Origin of the sequence: Nocardia pseudovaccinii, assembly GCF_050942345.1 — a bacterium.
GTDB lineage: Bacteria > Actinomycetota > Actinomycetes > Mycobacteriales > Mycobacteriaceae > Nocardia > Nocardia pseudovaccinii.
The window spans coordinates 6,760,788-6,784,498 of record NZ_CP192074.1 but is presented as its reverse complement, the minus strand read 5'-3'; the positions used below and the strand labels follow the sequence as shown (position 1 = coordinate 6,784,498).

The window sequence follows — 23,711 nt, the reverse complement described above, 5'->3', positions numbered from 1 at the left end:
TTCCTTCGTCAGCCGAGGTTGATGGTGCCGGTGTTGTCGCCGCGGATGTTAACCTGTTTCGCCTCGTCGTAGGCATTCGCGACGAACGCCTCGATCGCCCGGTCCTGCCGCGCTGTCGCCACCAACCGGTGCACCTCACGTGCAAAGTTCGGATCCGACCGGGCAGCCTCGGCGACGAGCTCGGCGGCGGCCACCTGGTCCTGCGGTGTCGGGTTCTCAGCCAAAATGGCTATGGCTCTGGGGGTTTCGGACCCGCGGCCGAGCCTCTGGGCGATCACCTCGCGCAGGCGGCTAACGGCTTGCCAGCTGCTCGTGCCAGCGTCTTGGGCGAATCCCTCGCCGAACTTAGATGCCAGCAGTGCTGCCGCTGCAATGCCCAACGACACCGGATCTACCATGCCCACCCTCCGATTGCTCAGCCCGAGACCACCGAAAAGCCTAAGCCATGCCACCCGCCTGCGCAGCCGAATCGACTCCCTGCCAACACATCTGGCCAGGCCCTGCGGGAGACCCAGGATTCACTAATATTCCGATGCGTCATCGCAGCCCACCGCGCCCACGGCTGGATGCTTCTCCTCGTCCAGGATGCGCCCACCAACGCGCGGCTGGTTGAATTCGCTTGTGTCGCCGTGTAATCCAAACCCTCAGGCGAAAGATCATGTGCGTAGCCGCCAAGAAGACCTGGGCACTCCCGCCAACTACGCCTGGGAACTTACGAAAACAGGCTCTTCAACTTTTCCGCAGCCGCCACCTATAGCTGGGAGTCGCAACATGTGCGATCGGACAAGGGTGCAGTTTTGCCATCCGATGGGCGTCGACCCCTCGCAGTTGGTCCTGTCGTAGGTTCGTGCCCTCGGCAGGGCACACAAAACATGGGCAACTGAAAAACGCCTGGTCATCGTGGGTACGTATCCCGTCTGAGGTATCGTGATGCCCTGCGGAAGTAGGGCAATCGGCCCCAACTTGATGGTGCCCTGGGCTGGGCAACCTATAGACGGGACAAGGACCAGCGGTTCTCGTTGGCCAGTTAGTTGTTCAAACTGATTTCACGTTGTCGGGCGACTGGTAGGGCGGGATCGGGCAACACCCGGTTCGCGCAAGGGGTTCATGTCGGGAGGGGAGCTGACCCATATGCCCAACCTCGCATTCGCCGCTGACCTGCAGTTATCCTGAGCAGTCTCGTAGTGACTGCCAGGGGAGCAGGGGTTGCGCCTACGGCGGGGCGTTGTTGAACATGGGGAACGCTGAGGACTGACGCGGATTCCGCTACTAGGCAAACAGTCCTCGCTCCACATACCACCTCGCTCCCGGATCATCACCTGAACCGCCCTGGCTTGGCGATCACGACTTGTTTATCGAAAGAGCAAGGTCCAGAACCCGCCGAATTTCAGTCGGAAGCGGGCGTTCCCCCGACCTCCGCTGGATCTGCGCACGCAAGGTATTCGTCGCGTGCGCTAGCCGAGCTGAGCGCCAGCGATCCGGCCAGCCAGGCCCTGTCTCCGCGATCCGGCGCCTGTACGTTCAGTGCGCGGGCGAGTGGGCGGACGGCGGTACCTGCGGGGTCGCTGTCGTACGGATATACACCCCACGCTGCCGCCTCGGCCGCGGTGGGCTGGCACCAGAAAGCGTTCATCAATTCGTGGATCAGTGGCCGCGGATCATCAGGTATGTCGGTCACCGCGTCGGCAAAGGCGTATAGGGTCGACCGGTATAGGCTCAAGCCCCATTCTTCGGCGGGACGGTTGTTGTGGGACTGAAGAATTGGTTCTACCTGTCCGACATGTGTGCGTTGGTAGCCGGAGACGATCCCGTGGTCGCCCATGCAGAAGGTCTCCACCACAAACGGCGCATCCGCTACCCGCCAGTGCGCCCCCTGTTGAGCGGCCGTGTTGTACATGTACGCGGCAACACGGTTCGGATCGTTCCAGCCCGTCGGGCGTGGTTCGTGGCCCCAGAACAGTACATGGGGGCGTTCGAAACCGGCTGCTTCGCAGACGGTCACGAGCGATCCGATCATTCGGCCGGTCCATCCCGCGTCGACGAGGCCGGTGCGGGAATCGACCAGGGAATGCTGGCGGGCATATTCGACCAATAGCTGCCTTGTATCGGTGATCCGTTGAGATGCTGCGGATTTGACTTCGTCTGTCCGCAGGAAGCGGCGCATGGCCTCGGCCTGCTCGGTGCGGTCGGCACGGATGTCCAGGTCGAGAGATACGCCGACGGTGATCAGAAGGGTGGTGTAATCCTCCAACGACAGGCCAAGTCGGGTACACAGGTCGAGGGCGTTGGATTTCATAAAGCTGTTGAACAGCCACGAAGTGTCGTCCAGATGGTCTGGATCGGTGGCGGCGAGACTCCAGGTAAGTCGACTGCTGTAGACGTATTCCAGATCCAGCTTGTGGGTCAGAGCGGGGGCGACGCGACGAGCAAGTTCGTAGAACACCTGACCGTCGCGGGAGAGGAACGCCCTCGACCCCCGTCAGGAGGTATTCGCCGGGACTCGCGGTGCGGTCCACCACCCGGATATCTGAAGGTTCGGTCGGCATGGCTAGTTCGATCCTGGAATGCGGTCGGAGGCCGGACCTTCAGACGGGCCTGCTTGCTCGCCGGGGAGAGGTCGAGTTCGTCCGTCATGGAATTACCGCTTCCTACCGAGGGTGTTGATCGAGTTGTATGACTGCGTGTTCACCGTTGGTGCGCCATCGGCTGTCGGCGCAGTCCAGGGTGTCGATGTCTTCGGAAGCCAATCCGACGATTACGTCGGATTTCAGGGCTCGCAATACAGCGGCGGGGGAGGGGAAATAGTCGACCAGATCGCCAAATGGTGTGGTAGGAGCCCATTTTCGATCGCCGACGAGGCGTCTGTAGTTCAGGTCGCCCTTGAGCAGTGTGATCGTCGCGGTCGCCAGTTCCGCTCTCAAATCGTCCGGCATGTCGTGGAATGACAGTGGGGCGCAAAAGAATTGATGTGTGCGCACGATCAGGCGGTCTTTCGACATCGCCTGCCACAGCCGCAGTCCGATCTTGTGTGCCTGAACTTCGGGCGCGGCGCGGAGCCTGCGAAGTGCTGCGAGCACGTCGGTCATTGTCGCGTCGGAAACGTAGTACGGATGCGGCTTGACGTACAGGACAACGTGTTCGGCGAGCTGGTTGGTGAGAAGGTGATCGACGAGGACCAGATCCGGTAGCAGTTCGCGGCCCGCGTTGTCGGCGATGATGCACACGGTCGCGGCAACAGAGTCCTCGAGGATGGTCCACAGCGCGGCGCTGTCGTCGACGAGCAGACTCGATGACCGGGTTTGTGTGTCGGTGGTGAGTCGAAATCCCAGATCTGCTTGGTTGCCCCACAGCGCTGATACGAGCAGCGAGTTCCGCCTGGTTTCCTCATCGAGACGTTCCAGGTCGTCGAGCGCGGCGAGCTCGTCGCTAACTGCTGCACTGCTCAGTTCAGCGGTCTTGGTCGGTTCGAATGGGTCGATCCCGTGCCAGACACCAGCCCGGAAGTAGCCCACCGCTTCGAGGAGCCTTTTGTAGAAGAAGCTTTCAGCCCACAGGAACGGCGTGCCGGCCCAGGTCCGGCCCCATATTCCGCGACCCCATTCAGACCACTGCTCCCAGCCAGCCGCTGATTCCGGAAGGCGGTCGATGACACCATGGGTGCTTTCGCCGAGCAGCTGATGAAGCGCGGCCTGCTCGTTCGATCCGTATGGGTGGGCAGCGACCACCTGCTCGACGAGTTTGGGGTGGCGTTGATGGAAGACGCTGCGGGCGAACGAGCCGGGGGTGCCGGTGAGGATCGGCGGCGCGACGGTCATGGACGATATCCTGTCCTATCCGTTCGAGGGCGCGGCACGGCATATCGGCCGGGTAGCCGCGTGCTCCGGGGAAGTCGGTGAGCTCAGTGGGTTGGCGTTGGGATGTGTGTGAATTTGTAGATGTAGTTCAGAGCTGACCACTGACCACTGGATCCCGAGTCGATCGCATGGTTAGGGGTGCCTTCGGTTGCAACCTTCAGCTTGGCTTCGCGTCGCTGCGCAGCGTCGGATCGTTTCCTCCTTTGTACGGGTCGGTAGAGATCCGGCAGCGGCGCTCTGTGCGGATTCGTGAGCTCTGTCGGCCGGTAGGTAGCGGAAATCGGTCTGGCCGGTCAGTGGGAGCGACGGAATCGGCTCATCGGGAAGGTAAGCAGGGCAGTATGATTCGGTTAAGCACCCCTCTGTGGGACTGCCGACTCGGGGGTTTCGAGAAGCCGCTTCGGATGCATGCCGTCGACAGCGCCCATGAACGGCGGGTGGATGCTGTAGCCGAGCATGCGGCGGATGTCCTCGGACACCGTTCGTGCGGTTTCTCGGCTGGTCGACAGCGTGTACGCCTCCTGAGGGCGCAGCCACGGCTCGCAATACTGTGCGGTCACGGCGAGCCGAGGAGCGGCGGTCTGGTTCGCGCCGCCGCCGTGCCAGAGGGTTCCGAGATAGAACACGCACGAGCCCGCAGGCATCCGCGTGCTGACCCGGGCGTCGGATTCGGTCGGCTGCCGTGAATCCCATCGGTGGCTGCCGGGCAGAATCACCGTGCCGCCGTTGCGATCTGCGAACGGGTCTATGGCCCACATCGTCGCGGCGCTCAGCGGCGGGCGGGGCCTGGGTATCGGATAGAAGCCGTCGTCGTGGTGCAGGAGCTGGGCCTGCTCACCGGGGAGGATGTTGATCACCTGCAACTGGGAGAGCAGGTAGTTCGGCAGGAACAGCCGGTCGAGCAGGGCAAGCACGCGCGGATGGTCGAGCAGCCGGTCGTAGGCGCGGGTCTTCTCGAGCAGGCTGTACACCCGCTGGGTTTGTTTGCCCTCGAACGTATTTCGTCCGGGCGGGCCGAGCAGAGCCGTGCTCGCCGCGCGTATGCGTTCGCATTCCGCGGGTGTGATCAGGTCCGGCAAAATGACGTACCCGTCGCGGTCGAGGGCGCGCATATCCGCATCGACCACCGCCGGGTCGATCGTCGCTCCCGCGCTGGCCGTGGCCCGGTGGCGGCCGGCCAGGTCGACACGTAGGTCGTCGAGTTCGGTGATGACATCGTTCACGCGGGGCGTCTGTCCCGGGTCCATGACTGACTCCTCGCTGGATTGGCGGCCGGTCACGCCTCGGACGGCGAATCAGCCACCTTGCGAAGCGAGATTCGATAGAGCACAAGGTGTTCCCGGTCGAACTGCCGGATGGACGCCTCCAGATAACGTTCGTATGCCTCGGTGATACGGGCGCCGACGAGCCGTTGCGCGTCGGTGCGGTGTGACCGGAGCCTGCGCAACCACTCCGCACACGTGGTCGAGTAGTCGTGACGATCGTTGACCACCGAACCGATTTCGAAAAGTTTCTCCGCGGCATGGGCGAGTTCGGACAGTCGCGGTGGATCCGATTCCGGAAATATCTCGTTCGCCAGGAACCGCACATCGTTGAGCGCGTTGTGGTCCAGCGGCCGGTTGCCCTTGCCGATCGTCTGGATGACCAGTCCGCCGCCCGGGCGGAGCATACGGGAGCAGTGCGTGAAGAACTCTCGATAGGCCGCGGTGCGGTCGCGCCGGGACAGTCCGAATTTCACGAAGTGTTCGAGTGCGCCGACGCAGAATATGACGTCATAAGTACGGTCCGGACGATGTGTGTTCCAGTGTTCGAGCCGGACATCGATCCGATCTGTGGAATGCGTTCGGACGTAGTCGTATTGGTCTCGGCTGAGAGTGAGGCCGGTGACGCGGGCCTGCCAGTTCCGGTCGGCTACCCGCCGCATCAGGCTGCCCCAGCCGCACCCGATGTCGAGCACACGCTGCGCGCCGGCGATGTCGGCTCGCTCGATCAGATAGTCGAGCTTGCGCTGCTGGGCGTGGTCGAGATCGTCGCCCTCGGACCATAATGCGCACGAGTAGGTCAGGCTGCTGTCGAGCCACAGCCGATAGAACTCGGTTCCGATGTCATAGTGATGGCGGACCGCATCCGGTGACGCGCCTTGGTATTCACTGATTTTCGATACCATCATCGAGCCCTGTCGTTCCGAATCCTCCGGCGAAGTCGAGTCGGATAGACCGCTCGACCTCTGGTATGGCCCGCAGGCCACATCGTCACCATTACTCAGTAATTTTACACAATCCCTATGGCCCAATGGGTTCCCCACTCGTCGTCGCGCGGTGTATCGCCGGCGGGGTCTCCGACATTATGTACAGATACGTTCCCATACTTGTCTGAGAACAATTGGCGGTATGATTGATTCATCCACAACGCGCTGCATACGTGGATGCTGTCTCCCGTGCTGATAACCTGGTAGCCTTTCTTCGTCATCAATCCTTCGACGTCGAGGTCTTTATCAAAATTGGCGTTGTCTGCAACGCTGAGCGACCCTTCGACCCACAGGTTGCCACTGAGGGTGAGGTTGCTCTTGAGTTGGGTGTCGCCGCTGACGGTTAGCTTGCTCTGGAGTTGGGTGTCGCCGGTGACGGTAAGGCCGGTGAGGGTGGGGTTCTCGATGGTGACGGCGACGGTGGCGTATTGGTAGATGGGTTCGAAATTGTTCAGAGACTGTTTCGATCCGGGGGTGAGGGTGGCGCGCAGAGTGTAGGTGGTGTCGTTGGCGACGGATTTTTCCGGCAGGATGCATACGGTTTTGGAGTCGTCGAAGATAACTTTTCCGGACCCGTCGTAGATCACGAAGTGGGTGCCGTTGCTTTCCCAGGCGAGTCCGATGGGATCGTCGAATTGGAACTTGGTTTTCGGAACGGTTGGGCCGCCGTGTCCGAACGCCAGGAAATTGTTGATGTAGAGGGTTTGCGGCTCGACACCGAGAGTGAATGTGCGTTTTCTGAGCGGGAATTTCCCGTTGGCGCTGGTCGCCGACGTTTCGGTCACCTCGCAGGCGAGCGGTGCCGTATTGCTCACCATGCCTTTCAGGCCGATATCGAATTGCGTATCGAAGGGTTTTCCGGCTTCTATAGGGGTGAATCTTTTCCGCCAGTACAGAGCTCCGGACTCTTCGCCCTCATCTCCGGGATCGACATTGCTGCTGGGTTCCCAATTCGCGCTGCTGTAGGACCATTCCGGTTCCTCTGCGTAATACGCATTTCCATCGACGTCGTTCTTGGGGACGCTGATCTGGATCGACTTGCAGTACACCGCAGGCGTCTTGGGTTTCAGGACCGAGATCGTGATGCGGCTCGTGCCGTCTGCTTGCAGGGGTGTCGGATTGGTGGCGAATCGGTACGTGAGCAGCGGGGGTGTCGGGTTGGTCGGCATCAGTGGTCCTGTTTCGGTTCGTCGAGGTTGGTGGTGAAGCGGAGCAGGCCGTCCATGACGGTGGTCGGGGCGTTGGGGAATTGGGCGTCGGGCACCACCGGGGCAAGGGAATGGGGAATCAAGGTGTTTTTCGGAGCGGGTTGCAGCCAGGTCCAGGTGCCGTGTTTTTCGCTGGGTTGGGGGAAGGCGATGGATTTGTCTGTGCCGGCGACGGTGACGAGGGGACCAATGTGGAAGAGGGCCTCTATGTGGTCGAGGGGGGCTTGTATATGGCCGGGGGGTACGGAGATTTCGGCGGTGGGGGTTATGCCGGTGACGGCGTGGACTTTTGCGTGCGGATCCATCAGGAACAGGAGTTTGGTCGGGGTGGTGGCAGCGAAGGTGAGTTGGAGGTAGTTCGTTGTCGAGGGGCTGGTGCTGGGGCTGAGGGGGCCTATTTGGTTGGCGTAGTGTTGTTTTCCGTCGGGGACGGCGACGCTGTTGAAGTGGTCGAAGCGGTACGCGCCGTGGGTGTCGGTGGTGAAGTAGCCGACGAGGCCGTCGTCGCGGGCCCACTGGTCACCCAGGCGGACGGCGAACTCGTGTTTGGTGAATTCCGGCTCTGGAAGTTTCAGGGTTGCGCCCCAACCGGTGGGGAAGATCGGGACGCCGTCCAGGCGGAGGCGGAGTTGGGCTGGGACGAGGGCCAAGGGTCGGCCGATGAGGACCGAGAGGTTGTGGTCGGGGCGGGCGCCGAGGGGGTCGGTGGTCCAGAGGGTTTGATCGATGACGTCGAGGAATTCGGTGAAGTTGTCGGCGTTGGCCAGTTGCGGGGAGCGGAGGAGGCCGGCGACGACCGGGGCGTGGAGGGCCACTTGGTCGAGGGTGGTGAGGGTTGCGTCCGGGGGTGGTTCCCAGTGGCCGCCGGTGGTGAGCAGGCGGTAGGTGCCGAGCAGGGCGCCGGCGGGGTCGTAGAGCAACAGGCTGTGGTCGAGGTGGTTGGGCAGCAGCCAGCCGCCGATGGGGTTTGCTTCGGCGTCGGTGCCGACTATGCGGGTGCCGGTCATGCCGTCGAGGAGGTCGAAGTCGAGGCGGGCCGGTTGCAGCAGGCGCGGCGGGAGTTGCGCGATGGACTCGATGTCGGGGTCGAGTTCGGTGTCGGCGGCGAAGGCGTTATCGACGACGACCGGGAAGTTCTTGTAGTCGAACAGGCCCGCGTGTCCGGTTTGGGAGTTGATGATATCCAGGACGCGACCGAACTTGTCGTAGAGGAACAGTTGCTCGAAATAGATTTGGCCTTGGCGGGTTTCGTGGAAGGGGGCGTCGTCGCCACCGGGGAGGTAGGGGACGGTGGAGATGCGCCCGCGGTAGCGCATGGGCAGGCCATCGGGGGTGGCGGCGTCGGGGTAGCCGGCCAGTTCGGCGATGTGGCGTTCGTCGGGGTCTTCGGCGACCGGGCGGCGGAAGGCGCGGGGGTCGCGGGCTGCCAGGCGGTCGTTGAAGCCGGTCATCTCCTGGGCGAGGAAACCCCAACCACTCACGGCGTCGATCCATTTGGTCAATTGTTCGTGCTGCTCGTCGGTGCCGTGGTCGGTGACGAACTTCTCCAGGCGGGCGGCGAACATGGCGCGCGGATGCGGGCTCAGTCCCGAGATCCCCTTGATGACAACGGGTTCGTCGGGTTCGGGGATCTCGGCTTTGCCGGGGGTGAAGCGGTAGTCGGTGCCGTCGAAGGTCCAGCATCGTTGTTTGTCGACGAGATATGGGATGGGCAGGTAGCGGGTCTTCCATTCCATGAACAGCGGCTCCCACGGCTGCGTCCAGGCTTGCAGGCCGAGTGCGGGCAGGGTTCCGGTGTAGTCGGCCGGTTTGTGCGCGGTGAGGGCGGCGGTGACGGCATCGGCGGAAACCTTCGCGGCAGCGGCTAATACGGCGGCATTACCGGGATCGAGCAGGAAGTATTCGGCGAGCAGCGCCAGCACGGTGTCCGGCAGTGCCGCGCTGTTGGGGAATCCCGGCATTGCCCCCTGACCGGGTGTGGCGGTAATTGCCTTGCCTGACACCGTGACCCGGGTGATCAGGCTCGAACCGTGGTCGTCCACCGCCCGCACCGGCAAGGGCTCGTTGTCGCCGATGACATCGCTCGACGGCAGTATCCCCGACAGCGCTATCACGGGGTTGTTGGGTTGCCAGAACGGTGTTTTCGGGATCGCCTTCAGATTCGCGCCCTTGGGCATGTCCCGGGCCTTGGCGAAGGAGCCGATACCGGCTTGCATGGCCGCGTGCGCTGTCGCATGCGCGCTACTCGGATCCGGTTGCGGCACTGAGTTTGCCAGGTCTCGTGCCTCGATGGTCAGGCGGCGCACGGTCTGTGCCAGTCCGGGCTGTTCGGGGTCGAGTTCTGTGTCCATTTCGTCGGGGTCGGGGGTGCCGTCCTCTTCGGGTTCGACCCAGTCGTATTGACCGCGCTTGAGCCATAACGCGTTCAGCCGCCATTGTGCCGAGGCCAGCTCGCCCAGCTTCTCGTCCAGGGCGCGCTGGGTGTCGTTGAGTTTGTCGAGCCAGTTCGGGGCGACGATGGTGCGGGGTGCACCGTCGGGTGACGGTGGTGGGGTGAGGGTCCAGTGGTATCCCCCGCCGGAGGCGTTGAACCACGAATTGCGGATGCTGCGCTGTACCAGCGCGTCTCCCCCGTTCTGGTCGGCCTGCGGCAGGACGCCGTGCAGGAATGCGCGCAGCAGCTGCATTTCGGCGGCATCCAGGGGCGCGACGCCGTTCATGGCGCGGCCGGCGAGGGCAGCGAAGGCATCCTCGGTGGTATTGCCGATAGCGGCGTCGAGAGCACCACTGTTGCGGACCTGATGCAGCGGATCACCCTGCGGAGCAGGGGCCTTCGGTCTCGGGTCCCATTTCACGGTGAGCGCATGTCCGGAGTACAGGCTGCGGGTGGCCGGTGCGATCTCGGCGTCTTTGGTGGTGTCCCCGGTCAGGCGCGGGTCCAGCCATTCGAGCCGCTCGAGCAGTTCCGGGTAGGTGAACCCGGATGGCAGTCTCGCGAGCACGTCGGCGTTCGGATTCGAATACCAGCCGACGACGTGATAGCCGAGCGTGTCGGCCGCAGGGAGGTCGGCGAGGTCGTCGATGAAGGAGAAGATATTGCTGTTGTGCGGTGTGTAGGAGGAAAAGTAGGGGTTGTTCGCGCCGAGGGCGGTCAGGAACAGCGGGTCGGTGGCGGCGCGTTCGGTCCACGATCCGGCGGCCTGCGCGTCGAACGCCATTCCGATCGCGACACGGTAGGTGCCAAGGGCCACCGTGGTCGGACTGGCATTCCTGCGGTAGGGGTCGCGACTGGCTGCCCACGCGGTTTTGGGGGCCTCGCCGATCACATGATCGGTGGAGTACGCCAGATCATGTCCGCCGTTCTTCGCGTCCTCGGACCATACGCTGTGCGGGCAGTCGCTTTCGATCACCCAACTCTTGGCCTTGCGCGGGTTGGTGCCGCTGAAACGGGTCAGCAGCCAGCGGTTGGGAACCAGCGGAAAGGTGAGCTCACCGGTCAATTGATCCTGGATGCCGTGGCGCAGACCGCGCGGCAGAGTCCAATGCAGGTGGACGCCTTTGCCGATGAGCTTCGGATCGCCGAGCTGATCGTCGCCCTCTTCAGGGTCGGGACTGCTGAAATTGTCGAGGGCGGTGTAGCTTTCGCGCCAGATCCGGAAGGTGTCCTGGTCCAGGACATCTTTGGTGACCACGAGCGCATCGAGCGAAACGGGTACTACGAGGGTGGGACGCATGCTGATTCCTTAGCTGCGGTCGGGGCCTTCGAAGCCGATGGCCTCGGGCACCCGGACCATTTGCAGGGCGAGGTCGGCGGGGCCGACGGGTGCGACGGATCGTTTGTGAGCGTCGGCGAGTGCGGATTCGAGATTCGGTACGAGGCGGGTCAAATCCAGTACCCGGTAGCCGAGGCCGGACCGCACGTTGTCGAAGACCGAGAACTTCAGGTCGTCGGGGAAGGTATCGCCGAGTCGCAAACCGTTGGGATCCGTGGACGGCAACAGATTACGCAAGGGGATGTATCCCTCGTCGTCCACACCGAAGCGGAACCCCTCCTGGGGCTGGCGCAGCTCGACCCGGGAGGGAATGCCCTCGAACAGGCACAGCAGCACGTTCGGCGAGAGATGGTCCATGCGCAGTATCGGAAGGTGTCCTCCCGCAGGGTCGTAACCACGCACCGCCAGGTTCGGCCAGCCGGAGACGATCGCCGAACGAAGCAGCAACCCCGAAACCGTCTGCGCTGCAGCGGCGTTCACTGAGCCGCGCGGACGGTGTGCGGCCACTCCACGCGACTCGTCGCGATGCGCCAAGGCATTCTGCGTTGCCGACACCCGAACGTAGTCGCCGACGATCCGATCCTGCACGCCATCGCGGCTGGATTGCGATCCGATGCTCAGCGCACCGGATACCAAGGCGTTCAACCAGTTCCAGTCGAGGTGGAAGAATCGTAGCGACTCGACCGGCAGGATCGCCTCTTGCGGGACGAGTTGGGTGAACGGCACACCGTAGAGCAGTATCCGCTGCCCGAGCCAGGCTGCGATCGGCGCGAGGTGCTCCGACAGCGGCGGCTGGCCTATGGCCGATTGCAGGGCCGCTCGGGTTTGTGGCGAGTCGAGGAAGCCGGCGAGCGCGGCATGCTGATCCGGCGGTGGCGCGGCAGGTGCAGGTGGGGTCCACGCCTTACTCGGCCTGGCGGGTGCTTTGCCCAGCGTGCTCATGAGATTGCCGTTCAGCATGGCACCGAACGCCGCGACCGCGCTCGAGGAGCCACCATCGGCAGGCAGATGCGTGCTGACGTATTGCTGATAGAGGTTGTCGACCACACCGCGCGCGGCGCGTTTCAGCGCCATGAGGTTCTGCGCGAACGCCGAATCACTCACGGCCAGAGCCCTTCCCATCTCGAATGCGGACGCGAGAGAGACATCGAAACTGCCCCATGCCGGGTCGTAGCCGATGAGCGCGTCCGCCGAGGTCGCGGTGACCGCCTGCGGTGTGGCGGCCGCGACGACCGGGGTGAACGGACCCCGATACCAGGCGTAGGTGGATTCCCCCGAGCGCGTCGAATACGGCAGCGGCACGAAACCGTCATTGAGCCGGCGGGCCACTTGGCGTTGTGGCGCGGTGGAATTGCTGTTGTCTGGGTAGGGTGAGGACAGTCTGAGCCACATCTGCTCGGCCGGGGCGCGGGTGGCCGAATTCGGCAGACACGCCAGGGCCTCGGCCAGTTCGCGGAAGTCTCCCTTCGGTTCGGAGTGACACCAGAACGACCAGCTGCACAGCGACAGCAGTGCCACCCACTTGTGCTCGCCGAAGTTGGGGTTGTCGACCAGAATCTTCTCGTGACCCTCGAGCGAGACCAGGTGCACGATGTTCTTGGTGCCGGTCGCGGCGTCGCCCGCCGTGGGGAATCGAGACGCGACGACCACCGAGAACAGGCCGTCTTCGGCGATGCCCAGGATCGGGCGGTCGGCGGTGTTCGCGCCTCGTGCGTGGGTAAGGTATTGCGCCTCGGTGAGTCTCGGTGTCACCGCGCGGAAGGCATCCGTAGTGACTTGGATATAGCAGCACGGTGAGTCCGTGGCGATATCGGGCTCGCGGGACAGCGCGGGCTTGAGGACGCTGGAGTCCTTGGCGAGGAAATCTTGCACGGTGGCATTGATGGTGCGGGTGCGATCGGTGGTCGCACCGACCAGCTGGTCCTCGGTGAGAACCAGCAACGCCAGCCACGGTGTGCCGTTCTCGGCAGCGGCCATGGTGCGCTCCCAGGGCAGCATCGGATCACCCAGGACCACGTGCGGCAACACCTTGTCGAATTGGCCGCTGCTGGAATCGGCCGGCTGCTTGGCCAGCACCGCGCCGGGATCGATCGAGATCTGCGGGCCGCGGACCGTGAACTGCTGTGTGGCGTGAAACTTTCCGCCGTCGATGATCGACGGAGCACCGGAACCGGTTCCCGTCAACAGATCATGGGTGACCTCGATCGAATAGTCCCCGGCTTGCAGGCCCGGCACATAGTTGTCGTGCAGTTCGATATCGCCCGGTGGAATCTTGTCACGGGCGAGATGCGGACGGCTGCTCATGACGGGTTCCCCGCTTTCTGGACCATCGGTGCCTGAGCGAACAGGTGAGTGGCGTCGGCGGCCAGGGTTGTCAGGGTGTCGTTGCCGCCGGTGTAGAGCTTGGCGGCGGACAGCGCGGCGAAAACCTGATCGCGGCTCGTCTTGGCCGGGTCGGCCGCGGCCTTGGCCAGGTCCGCCATGGCGTTCTTGTCGGGCGCGGACAGGTAGTCCTCGTTGTCGGCGGGATGCTGCGCCAACGGGGACAGGCCGGGCTGGATCTCCTCGAATGTGTATGTGCTGAGCGGGAATACGCCGCGCGACGGTGCGAGCGTCGGGCGGGGTGCCTGCACCTGATAGCCGACCTGCTGGTCGGAGACGACATCGGCGCTGGGGCCGCCGGGGGTGTGAACGAACGGTGCGGGCGGTGCGCCCCACAGCGACGCGGGCAGATTGTGTGTGCTCGGGGTGATGGTCCACCCGTCGATCTTGATAGCTGTTCCGTTGTGCTGCACCGTCATTCGATGCACACCGGCCAGACCCGTGCGGTTCATCGGCCGGATGTCGATGCCCGGACCGTCGCCCGGCTGCGGGGTCAGCGCTGCGGTACCGATCCGCAGATGACTTGCGGGGATCGCCGACTGCGTGGTGAAACGCAAGTCGCGTGCGCGCACCAGCCAGCGTTTACCACCCGAGCTCCCGGCATCGGGGATGGCGCTGTCCAGGCCGCTGACCGCAGTGATCGCGAGAACCTTGTCCCGATCCGGCAGCATGGCCGAAACCTCGTGCCACGTCAGAGGTTCAGCTGTCACTGCGCGACCGTTGTCGCCGAAGCCGATGGTCACCTTGAACGCGAGAAGCTGCACCGTGACCGTGCCGCCGAACGGTGTGCCCCACAATCGCAGCCAGGCACCGACCGATAACGAGAACGTCTTTTGGACACCGAAGACGGACAACGTGACCGATGCGCCGATCTCGATGCCGATACCTGCGGTGAACGCGAACGGCCGCCACGACACCAGCAGATCGGCTTGCGCGGTGAACCACGCTTGGACCGGACCCCACTGATACAGCACCTGAAGGTTAGTGCCGGCCATCGCACAGGACGGGGTCACCGCCAGATAGGCATCAGCGGTGATCGACACCATGCTGCTGACCGCCCAGCGGATACCCAGGCGCGGAACGGCCGGGAAATGAGACGGCTTGTGGAAAGCCGGGTGATATCCGCCGAGGGTGAAAACGAACTGTCCCGCATGAGGATTCGAGCCGAACCACAGGGCAGCGGCGAAACCGCCGGTGAGATGGCAATCCTTGGTCAGAACGTAGGATGCCGCCGACAGTTGAGCCTGCGCCTGCGCGATACCGTCGATCGGCCGTAGGGTGGCTTCGAGACCGAGTTCGGCGTAGACGTAGATTTCGGCCGACTCGTCCTTCAGTGGGAGTTGGAGAATCGCGGTTCCCAACATGGCGAAAATCAGGTCGTGGCCGAACTCGGCGGCCAGCACGACGGTTGCCGTCACCACCTCCGAAACCGTCAGCTGCGCGCCCACTCCCAGCCAATAGTTGCCCGCCCGCGGCGCGATCCACTCGGTGGGTGTGCCACCGGGCGCGGCCGGTTTACGACCCTCCAAGACGTCGAGGACATCCATCGCCTTCTGGCCCGGCTTGTCCAGCACCAGCAACGGGAAGTTCGCAACCTCCGCGGCAGTCGGGATCTTCAAGTCCCGGTTGAAGCCGAAACCGGCCATCAGCGCGGTAATGATGAGAGGCGGCTCGCCGATCGGTACATCGAGCTGCGCGAAGACGAACAGCGACGGCTTGCCGTCGGAACTGTCCGACGGCTTGCCGTCGGACAGTTGCGCATACGACCCGACCGCGGACAGCGAAAACTTTTGCGTCTCGACGACAGCGGCACCGTCGTATTGGAAATCAACGCCCTTCGGCGGATTCAGAACATGGACCAGCGCGCCGGAGACCGTCAGAGACGGATTCGTGAACGCCACCCCCAGACCGGACAGCGCGAACGTCGGCTCGAACGTGTCCAGCGGCGACCCCACCGCCAGACCATCGAAGCTCAAAGTCAACGGCCCCAGCATGACTGCGGCATCGAGCGCGAACAGCAGCGCATTGTGCTGATAGATCAGTCCGATCCGATCGACCTGCAGGATACCGAGCTGCTTTTGCACCTGCACCCAGACACTCGGCGAATTCGGCGCCGGACGTGTGTCCGCGGCCAGAGCCACCGACTTCCCGGAACCCGGCGCCGGGGGCAGGCCCAGCGCCACCGGCACCACCTCGCTGCCCAGGCGTAGCTCCGTCTGCACGGCGAGCCCGGACTTCAGGTCCGTGACCGGCAGCGGCACAACCTTGTCTCCGAGTAACGCGTTGACCCCGGCAACGGTCGACGCACCGAGGGCGCCCGTGCTGTAGAGCACCTGCAGCTTGTCGATACTCAGCGTCCCGGCCTGGGACAGGAAACCCCCTACCAGCGGCAGCTCGGACAGGTCGAGAGCGGCCGACAGATCGAACCCCACCACCAGATCTGGTTGTTCCGTAGCCGATTTCACGCGGATCACCTTGGCGTCAATGACACCGATACGCAGGCCCTCGGGGATCATCGCCGCCAGATCGGGCGACAACCCGGCCACCCACTCACGAACTTCCACCTGCGCCGCGCCGCCGACACTGTGATACGCGCCGATCACCGCGTCGATGCCGCCGCGGGTCCCGAACTCGAGGTCCAACTCGAAATCACCGACCCGCAGCGTGCCCCCATACTCCGTGCGGGAGTTGTTGTGGGCCAGGCTCACCCCGACCTCTACCGTGACACCATGGGTGACCTCGATATCCCCAACGCAGGTGAAAAGGAATTGTTTGGTGCTGGTGGTGTAGGAGAGCCAGAGCGTTGTCAATTCCAGGCTTGCCACCGGCCCCGGTACATCGGTCAGTTCCAGCGCCTCGATCAGCGATCCCATCCTGAGCGCATCCCCGCCCGCGAGCCCGCCCGTGAACACCCAGCCGCCATCGGTACCCGGTGCTCTCGATGCGCTGATCTCGATGGGGATCGAGCCGATCGCCACCGTGCCCGAGAACCACGCCACAAACCCCTCCGCGATGGTGTAGCAGAGGTTCATGGACAGCTCTTCGAGGAAAAAGAACCGGCCAATGGGCCAGTGGCCCCCGAGCTTGACGCACAGATCGTAGCTATCGCCCAAACCGCCGGTGAACTCCAGCTCGCGGACAACGAACCCGCCGGGCACCACGTTCACCGGCCAGCCGAACGAGCTCAGGAGCTTGTTGACATCGACCGATTCTTTCCCCGTGCCCGCGCGCAGGCTCCCGGTGATGTATTTGTCCTCCAGCCACAGCCCGACGTCCAAGTTGAGGTTCTGTTTGAGGGGTAGCGCGGCGGCGACCCCCGTCGACGTCACCAGGTAGGTAGCAGGGTCCGCATCGGCCTTCTTCTCGAGGCGATAGTCGAAACCGGCGACCTGGCCCAGCGCGAGATTCAGTTTTTGCAGCCCACTGTTCACCTCGTCCCACGTGCCGCCATCCCCGGCCACCAGTTGGTGGACGAGTCCGGCCACATCATGGAACGCGCCGGTCTCTTTCGACCGCACCACTGCGGTCACCATGCCGGTGTCGTTCTCGGTCACCGTGGAAACCACCGCGATCCCGCCGAATTCGCCGTCGAGCGTGAGCGTGACCGCGCCGTCCCGAGTCACCGTGACCGTCATCTCGCTCACAGTGATGGTGGCCCTCGCGGCCGCAGGCCATACCTGAACAGCACACGTGAAAGCACACGTCAGTGTCGACGCGCCCGCGCCGAGCACCGGTTTGAGCGGACCCGCGGCCTGGACCTTCCGCCCGGCGAAGGTGGCCAGCATATCCCGCCACTGCGCCGGCAAGGCAGTATCCGTCCCGTCCAGGACCGGCGGGTCATCCAGCGTTGTCAGATACGTCGCGAGTTCGATCAGATCCACCGGCCCCTGGCCCTGCAGCTGTGAATGCGTCATCAGTTCCGATCCCATCCTGGTCCATCGCCCAGCACTTCCCAGTCATCTCCCGGCCGATCTCCGCCCGCCTCCTATCGGTGAGGATTGTGAACGCCTTGTCCCCACCAGCCACCTTGCCGACATCATCCCGATATCTGACTATCGCCGATAACGGTGGCGTGTAATTGTTGTCACCTTTCCGAGTAGTCGGTAAGATGTGAAGTTCTTTTGCATAGTGAAAAAATGGCCGATCTGCAAAATTTTTGTTTCCGGCGATGCCTCCATATTGCAAGTCGACGCAGCTCCCTGCGAAGAGGCCGTAATACCCGTGCCCCTGTCCGTGGTCTCGGGGTTGTCAGGCCGCGAGCATGGTTACCGCCTGGGATGGACGAACACCTGGAACCGGTGGTGCTGGACGCCGCGCGGATCTCCCGCCATTACCCGGAAATCGCCGACGGCGGAAATCAAATCGAAATCACCTTGTTCAGGGCAAAATTCGGGTCATCTTTTTGGCCGTAGATGGTTATTCTATATTTGGTAACACCACGAGGACCTGCAACATGCTCGCCCATTGCGAAGAGCTTCGCATCGCCGTCCGTCGTCTTGTAGTAAAACAGTGTGCAGCTGCTCCCCTCCCTACCCGCACTCGCGTGCCAAACCGGATTATTGTTGAATGTATATGGCCCGGTGGCTTTCCCTCCATTGTTGAATACATCATTCAACGCTTGTGTCAGATTGGCCTTCCTTTGCGAGAGGCCTCTGCTGCGGAGGACCTGGACGAGGTATAACTCCGCCCGATCGTGCAACATAGGGGCCGTCTCGCCCTCGTTGTCCTTCTTGATCACGATCATTTCCATAGCCTTGGGCGGAGCTGTCATCGCCTTGCTCCTGCCTTCTGTAGATGAACGAAAGAGATCCACAGAAAGTCCGAGTGCAACTTCGGTGCAATACGCTGGAACGCCTCACGGCACAACGAAAGCCGAAGCCTTTGTCGAAAATTGATCATCTTGAGGCAATCAGCCTTTGCGAAGCTCTCTTCGTGGAAAGCTTCCGGCCGGATATCGGCACGATTCAACGCCATGGCAGAACTCTTTCGCAAAGCACAGCAAAATCCGACGAACGCGCACCTAAAGAGAATCAGTCGATCCCATTCATGAGATCATAGCCATCTTAACAGGATTGCTCAGCCAGGGGCGAGGAATCGCCCACCAGAGGTTTGCGGGTGATGGCGGTGGGTTAGTTGGCTAATTTTCAGCGTCGATTGAATTCACTGATGCGAATGGGATCGGGTTGAATATTTTACCATGGCGCACGATCTGTTGCCGGCGATGACTTTTTCGCGTCGCTAAGCTGAGGCGGTCAACGATGCGCTGCAGTTTCCGAGAACTGCGGGGTGACATCGAGGTGATAACGCTTTCGAGGTGTAGGGTCTTCGAAGTCGTGGCCATTGCCCGTCGTCCTGACCTGCTGGTTTCGACTTGTCTCACACCATGACCACGGGCGGCAGTCTCAATTCTTTGGTCATTCCTCAGGAATCGCCTCCGCCGCGCCGACGGCGCGGCTACCTCGCGCTCCGCTGACTGACAGGCCGCACGAACCTAACAGCGGCGAACGGCATTGGGATGTCAGCGAGCAACTCACGGTCGGTGATTCGTTGGGGTGGCCGATGTTCGGGATGGCTTTTCGGCGGCCCGTCAGCGAACGATTTCGCGCCCGAAGGTTGGGCGGGACATCGATGCGAAACAGCTGTTCGGCCAGCTCCAGGCGAGCGCGCGGAGCCAGGTGAACCGGACTGGCGATAGCGGGAACGACGCCTGTGCTCTCGATCCGCGCCAGCACCTCGGCGTGCTGGGGTGGTGGTGTGACCGGACTGTCTATTCTGTTGCGGCAGGATGCGTTTCGGCCGGTGAAGGGTGGGGTTCGCGTAGTGAGTGCGGGTGGGGCCAGCCGATGTGGACGCTGAGGCGGGCACGGGTGGGTGACGGGCTGCGGTTGCGTGCGCTGCGGTTGCAGACGCTGCGCTGTGACGGTGCGGCGTTCCTCGAAACTCTGCGTGAGGCAGCGGCGTTGGATGCAGCTGCCTGGGAAGCCCGCATTGCCCGCTACAGCCGTCGCGGGCACCCGCGACCCGCGCTCCCGCACCGTATCCGGTGACCGACACCCGGTCGTCGCCCACCAGCCTCCGGACAATTGCTGACCGGCAGCGGCCCCGGCCCGGTAGCGTGATCAACCGGCACCGCCCGCCGGAACCCGGGGAAGGAAGTTCGACGTGAGTAAGGAAGCCGTCGCGTACGTGAACCAGCTGAACCTGACGGACGAGACCGCTCGGCGGGTCTTTCTGCTGCTGGCCGAACGGACCAGCACCTCACGCCTTCCATGGGACGGCGATACTCCCGAGATCATGGGAATCGAGCTCACCCTCGCCGACATCCCCACCCTCGCGTCCCAGGCCGACCTCGACCCCGTGGGGTTCCGTGCCCAGCTGCGTGGGCTGAAGCAGCACGTACGGATGGACGTCCTGGAGCACAGCGACGGCGTGTGGGAGATCGTGTACGGTCCCTCCTACACCAAGCCTCGGCCCCAGGCCGTCACCGAGGCGAACGTCGGCCAACTGCACGACTTCGCGATGCCGGGCTGGGAGTGGTACAGCACCTGGGGCTACGAGGAAGGTCTCGGCCACTACTACGCCCAGATCATCCACAACAGCGACGACCGCGCCGCCGAGCCCCGGATCTGGATCACCCCGCCCAGATACGTGGTGCGGACGATCGACGAGCTCGCCCAGGCCATCGCCGACGCTCTCGCTCCGTACGAGCCGATCCGCACCCCCGCCAGCATCATCAAGATGTACATGACCAAGCCGCCCACCTCACGCTGATTCGCGGGCCGTCGTCACAGTCAGCGCGGCTACTACGGGCGGCTGGCCAGCACTCGTAACGGTTAGGCAAGTTTGGCAATCCGTGTTCGACCTGCGGCGCGGCCGTGGAATGATCGCCGCATGGCAGCAGCGGCAGATCCTCCCGCACGTCGTCATCGACCGTCACGGTAAACTGCGGAAACCGTGCGCCAGCCCATCGGCCACATTCTGAGCCTGCTCATCGCTCGCCTGGTCGTCCAAGGAGAGCGCATTCGATGTGGATGGGTTGGATTCGCCCGGGGCAAGCCCATGCCGCGTCATCACATCAAGCTGTCCGATGACCGAGCAGCCCCCGCAGTCGTTGGAGTGCGGCTACGGCTTCGGCGGCGAGTTCTCGCATCCCGGTGTTTGTGGTGGCGCGGATGATGCGTTGGATTTGGTGTGGGAGTCGGTGTTGTTCGCCTGCTCGGATGGCTTGGCGGAAGGCGTCTTCGGCGGCGTCGGGTTCGTGGTTGTGGGCGAGGACTTCGCCCGCGGTGACGCGTTCGATGATGTGCCATTGGGGTGCGGCTGGGGTCCCGATCGTGGTGTGCACGATGCGTCCGGCTTCCTCTGCGCGGCCGGTTCGGAGTAAGCCGCGCAGGTAGATTTCGCGCAGCGTGAAGGGCTGGAACAGTAACCCGCTGCCGGTGTTTCGCTCCAGGAGGTTTCGGTAGGCGGCGAGGGCGGCATCGAACTGTGTACGGTCGCCGAGTTCGCCGCTGGCCCGCGCGAGGAATGCGAGGCTGGCGCCTTGGTTGGGGGGTTCGCTGGATAGTTCGAGGGATTGGTGCAGATGGGTGGTGGCGGATTCGAGTTGTCCGGCCTTGCGGAGTTCGTTGCCGTGCATCCGCAGCGTGTGGGCGTAGAACCGGGGATCGTCCAGGCGGGCAGCGACATTCACGGCCTGACCGGTCCAGCGCGCTGCGCTCGCCAAACGTTCCTCGGGCAGGACTGTGCCCAGTGACACCCCGAGCGCGACGCGTGCCTGGGCCAGCAGGATCAAGCTGTCGCGTTCGAAGTGTCCTTCGGCAGCGCGGGCTTCCAACCGCGCCACGAGTGGCCAGAGTTCGTTGACGGCTTCGACGGCGTGTCCGGCTTGGCGGGCGATGTCGGCCAAACGGACGGTGGAGTCACCGAATTGGAGCATCGCCTGGTATTCGGCGTCATCTGTACCGGTCACCCCGAGCACGTGCGCGGGTATGGCCAGGCGGGTGGCGATGTGGCGGCGGGTGGCGATGTCGCTGATCGCGCGCCGCCCGGTTTCGATCATCGACACATACGACTTGTCGTAGCCGAGCAGTTCGGCCAGGCCGATCTGGGATAGCCCGTTGAGCCGGCGATAGGTGCGCAGGATGGTGGGCAGATCGCGGGTGGCGATCGCGGTGGCGGCTTCGGGGCTGGCCCACAACCAGATCGCGGACGCGATCGGTGTGGCCCGCACCACCGTGGCTTGGCCGGTGGCGGAGGTTGCTCCGCAGGTCGGGCAGACCGGTTCGGTGGCGTAGCGGCTGATCGTTACTCCGCACGCCTGGCATCTGTCCGCGCCCGCCACGGTCGCCTAGACGCTTTCGGCTGCCCGAAGTTGAGCGAACCACGTCATGATCGACCGCTTGTACCCATCAGGCATATTCAGCCCGCTGATCTCGTCTTCGCGGAACAACCCGACTTCCTTGTGCTCGTGGGAAAGTACGGGTTCGGCGTCGGTATCGGGGTAGCAGCCGTAGGTGACGATGAAGACGTGCCGTTCGGCCTCGTTGATGTAGTAGATCCAGGTGTCGAGGATCGGGCCGGTGGTGACCGGCCACTGCGTCTCTTCGGTGATCTCCCGGGCGACGCACTCCTCGGGCGTCTCGTCCGGTTCGATCCGGCCACCGGGCAGTTCCCACTCCTCGCGCTCGTTTTTCAGCAGCAGGACTTTGCCGTAGCGGACGACGACTCCCTTGATCGAGATCGAATACAGATGCGGCACATACCCGGAGCCTGTCATAGCTTGCGACGCTAGCACCGGCACCAGCTGCAGGGCAGGACGCTGGCGATGACAATCTGTCAGTGGACCGATGACCCGCCCAGCCCGCACGGTTGAGGGCATGTTCGTTGACTTGCAGCAGGATTGGGCAGCCGGGATCGCCTCTGGGCTTGTCGCCGAGGGGTTCGTCCGATTCGACCGGGTTCGCACCCGCGCGCAACTGGTGACGCTCGGGGCGTCGCTGGGCCGGATCGTCGCGCACCGTGACAGCGATGCCGACGGGGTCACCATCTTGCAGGACCGCGGTGGCTTCGCTCACCGGATCGGCTTCGAGGGATTCGGCACCGGCGCCCTCGCCCCGCACACCGACCGATCCGGCGTCACCGATCCACCGGCTTTGCTGCTGGTGGTGTGTGGCCACAAAGGCACGTCCGGCGGTGAGTGCATCGCCGTCGACGGTGACGCCGTCTACCACGATCTGGCAGACGTAGCACCGCAGGCGATCTCTGCCCTCAGCCAACCGCGCAGCGTGCTGTTCGGCGGGGCTGCGGGCTACCTGGGATCAATTTTCGAGCATGCCCAGGGCGGCCGGATACGGGTGCGCTATCGCATGGACGGGCTTGCCCAGTACTCTCCGCAGGTTTCGCGGTGGCTGCCGGAATTACGCCGTGCCATCGACCGGCACACCAGCCAGTTCGTGTTGGATCCCGGCCAGGGCTACGTCCTGCACAACCATCGCTGGCTGCACGGACGCACCGCCTTCACCGGCGACCGCGTTATATACCGGCTCAGCCTCGACCCGCACCCCGAGTTCACCATCCCATCTGGCTTCCAAACACCGAGCAATGTGGGGGTGGCACCGTGAACGTCGACTACGACACCATCCGCATCACCGTCAGATTCGAGAACGGCTCCGACGACCCCAACGACTACCCCTACTACGACCACTGCGGATTCGATCCCGGCCCGCTCACCACCGAACAAGCCCACCGGCTCACACAAATCCACCTCCACAGCGAATCAGTGCAATGCAGGCAAAAGAGCGCCGCGCTACGAACACTGGAGACCACAGGACGACTCCGACGTGGCCGCCGCGGTTGGGCAAGACGATGACCACGAAGCCCACCGCCATCGGCTACCTACGAAAAGACATCTCCGGTTTCTCCCAAATGTGGGACGAGACCCAAATGCGCAGCCTCGCAAAACGTCTCGGCTACAACCTCACCAAGACCGTCACCTTCGGCCCGGAAACCGACCACCCCTTGACCAGGCTGCTCAACGTTGTTCGGCACCTGGCTGTGGACGCAGTCATCACTCCCGCACTGAACCACCTCGACGGCCAGATACCAGACGAGCTGAAAACGGCGGCAATCGAAGTAGTGACCGTCAACCCCGAACACACCTACGCGCGGTGGCCGTTGCCGGTATAAGAGCTAGCCACCGAGATCTGTTCGATAGGGTGTCCGCGATTCTCCCCAACGATAACCG

General features: G+C 63.5%; 17 protein-coding genes. 5 read left to right on the top strand and 12 right to left on the bottom strand.

Annotation, left to right across the window (positions count from 1 at the left end; translation table 11 throughout):
- Positions 1-8: 8 nt before the first annotated feature.
- From ACQPZ2_RS30480 to ACQPZ2_RS30435, 10 genes are all read right to left on the bottom strand, one after another.
- Complete coding sequence (locus ACQPZ2_RS30480) at positions 9-398, bottom strand: hypothetical protein (protein ID WP_433521612.1); 390 nt, start codon at positions 396-398, stop codon at positions 9-11.
- A gap of 989 nt (positions 399-1,387) precedes the next feature.
- Positions 1,388-2,251 carry a hypothetical protein gene (locus ACQPZ2_RS30475; protein WP_433521611.1) on the bottom strand — a complete coding sequence of 288 codons (864 nt, stop codon included), beginning with the start codon at positions 2,249-2,251 and terminating at the stop codon, positions 1,388-1,390.
- A 397-nt stretch (positions 2,252-2,648) separates the two neighbouring features.
- On the bottom strand, positions 2,649-3,815 hold the full coding sequence (locus ACQPZ2_RS30470; protein WP_433521610.1) for a damage-control phosphatase ARMT1 family protein: 1,167 nt from the start codon (positions 3,813-3,815) through the stop codon (positions 2,649-2,651).
- A gap of 389 nt (positions 3,816-4,204) precedes the next feature.
- The gene (locus ACQPZ2_RS30465) at positions 4,205-5,101 is read right to left on the bottom strand and encodes a phytanoyl-CoA dioxygenase family protein (protein WP_433521609.1); all 897 of its coding nucleotides are present in this window, start codon (positions 5,099-5,101) and stop codon (positions 4,205-4,207) included.
- A gap of 29 nt (positions 5,102-5,130) precedes the next feature.
- Positions 5,131-6,024, bottom strand: coding sequence for a class I SAM-dependent methyltransferase (locus tag ACQPZ2_RS30460; RefSeq protein WP_433521608.1), 894 nt, complete (start codon positions 6,022-6,024; stop codon positions 5,131-5,133).
- A 101-nt stretch (positions 6,025-6,125) separates the two neighbouring features.
- Complete coding sequence (locus tag ACQPZ2_RS30455) at positions 6,126-7,271, bottom strand: hypothetical protein (RefSeq protein ID WP_433521607.1); 1,146 nt, start codon at positions 7,269-7,271, stop codon at positions 6,126-6,128.
- Positions 7,271-11,044, bottom strand: a complete 3,774-nt coding sequence (locus ACQPZ2_RS30450; RefSeq protein ID WP_433521606.1) for a hypothetical protein — start codon at positions 11,042-11,044, stop codon at positions 7,271-7,273. The genes ACQPZ2_RS30455 and ACQPZ2_RS30450 overlap by 1 nt, the downstream gene beginning before the upstream one ends.
- Before the next feature lie 9 nt (positions 11,045-11,053).
- Positions 11,054-13,387 (bottom strand): hypothetical protein, encoded by a 2,334-nt coding sequence (locus ACQPZ2_RS30445; protein ID WP_433521605.1) that lies wholly within the window; start codon positions 13,385-13,387, stop codon positions 11,054-11,056.
- Positions 13,384-17,379 carry a DUF6603 domain-containing protein gene (locus ACQPZ2_RS30440; protein WP_433521604.1) on the bottom strand — a complete coding sequence of 1,332 codons (3,996 nt, stop codon included), beginning with the start codon at positions 17,377-17,379 and terminating at the stop codon, positions 13,384-13,386. The genes ACQPZ2_RS30445 and ACQPZ2_RS30440 overlap by 4 nt, the downstream gene beginning before the upstream one ends.
- A gap of 443 nt (positions 17,380-17,822) precedes the next feature.
- The gene (locus ACQPZ2_RS30435) at positions 17,823-18,236 is read right to left on the bottom strand and encodes a hypothetical protein (protein ID WP_433521603.1); all 414 of its coding nucleotides are present in this window, start codon (positions 18,234-18,236) and stop codon (positions 17,823-17,825) included.
- Positions 18,237-19,332: 1,096 nt separating this feature from the next.
- Here ACQPZ2_RS30435 and ACQPZ2_RS30430 point away from each other — a divergent pair.
- Together ACQPZ2_RS30430 and ACQPZ2_RS30425 are read left to right on the top strand one after the other, a co-directional pair.
- On the top strand, positions 19,333-19,512 hold the full coding sequence (locus ACQPZ2_RS30430) for a hypothetical protein (protein WP_433521602.1): 180 nt from the start codon (positions 19,333-19,335) through the stop codon (positions 19,510-19,512).
- Between the two features lie 115 nt (positions 19,513-19,627).
- Positions 19,628-20,236, top strand: coding sequence for a hypothetical protein (locus tag ACQPZ2_RS30425; RefSeq protein WP_433521601.1), 609 nt, complete (start codon positions 19,628-19,630; stop codon positions 20,234-20,236).
- A 304-nt stretch (positions 20,237-20,540) separates the two neighbouring features.
- On the opposite strand, the gene ACQPZ2_RS30420 is transcribed toward ACQPZ2_RS30425, so the two are convergent.
- Together ACQPZ2_RS30420 and ACQPZ2_RS30415 are read right to left on the bottom strand one after the other, a co-directional pair.
- Positions 20,541-21,698 (bottom strand): helix-turn-helix domain-containing protein, encoded by a 1,158-nt coding sequence (locus ACQPZ2_RS30420; protein ID WP_433521600.1) that lies wholly within the window; start codon positions 21,696-21,698, stop codon positions 20,541-20,543.
- A 117-nt stretch (positions 21,699-21,815) separates the two neighbouring features.
- On the bottom strand, positions 21,816-22,244 hold the full coding sequence (locus ACQPZ2_RS30415; RefSeq protein ID WP_433521599.1) for an NUDIX hydrolase: 429 nt from the start codon (positions 22,242-22,244) through the stop codon (positions 21,816-21,818).
- Positions 22,245-22,344: 100 nt separating this feature from the next.
- Between ACQPZ2_RS30415 and ACQPZ2_RS30410 the strand changes: the two genes are divergently transcribed.
- From ACQPZ2_RS30410 to ACQPZ2_RS30400, 3 genes are read left to right on the top strand one after another with little or no spacing between them, the layout of a single operon-like run.
- Complete coding sequence (locus ACQPZ2_RS30410) at positions 22,345-23,088, top strand: TauD/TfdA family dioxygenase (RefSeq protein ID WP_433521598.1); 744 nt, start codon at positions 22,345-22,347, stop codon at positions 23,086-23,088.
- On the top strand, positions 23,085-23,336 hold the full coding sequence (locus ACQPZ2_RS30405; RefSeq protein WP_433521597.1) for a hypothetical protein: 252 nt from the start codon (positions 23,085-23,087) through the stop codon (positions 23,334-23,336). The genes ACQPZ2_RS30410 and ACQPZ2_RS30405 overlap by 4 nt, the downstream gene beginning before the upstream one ends.
- Positions 23,333-23,653, top strand: a complete 321-nt coding sequence (locus ACQPZ2_RS30400) for a hypothetical protein (protein WP_433521596.1) — start codon at positions 23,333-23,335, stop codon at positions 23,651-23,653. The genes ACQPZ2_RS30405 and ACQPZ2_RS30400 overlap by 4 nt, the downstream gene beginning before the upstream one ends.
- The last annotated feature ends 58 nt before the right edge of the window (positions 23,654-23,711 follow it).